At 61.0% G+C, this 410-nt stretch carries 1 pseudogene; it reads right to left on the bottom strand.

Annotated elements, in window-relative coordinates:
• Positions 1–410, bottom strand: a pseudogene (locus ACW9IR_RS29680) (toxin VasX); the annotation flags it as partial.

The following is a 410-nucleotide window of genomic DNA, read 5'->3' as shown; positions in this document are numbered from 1 at the left end:
AATCTTCGCTGCCGAGCTGGCTCAGGGACTCGATGTAACTGGCCAGCAGATAATCACGTTCATTGTTGCCACTGTTGCTCCACTCTTCGACCCAGCCAACGACTGTGTCCTGATACTCGGCCAGATCGCGCATCACGCCCAAGTCATCATTGACCAGCAGAAACAGCGTGTCGTCCTGATAAGGCCCGCGCACCCGACCGAGAAATTCACCGATGTGCGCCTCGCGAAAGCGTCGCGGTTGTTCCCACAGATATGGCTCGCGTTCGTGCTCCGGCGCATCGCTGACCTGCACCGCCGGCATTCGCGTCGCATCGGTTTCGGCAACCGGTTCAGCGCCCGCCGCCACCTCCGCCAGCCATTGCCGGGTCTGCTCGACGGTCAACAAGTGCTCGCCGCCAACCAGGCAATTG

Source organism: Pseudomonas sp. SDT291_1_S447, from assembly GCF_054070155.1.
Note: the sequence above shows the minus strand (reverse complement) of the source record. Positions and strands in the feature narration are given on the sequence as shown.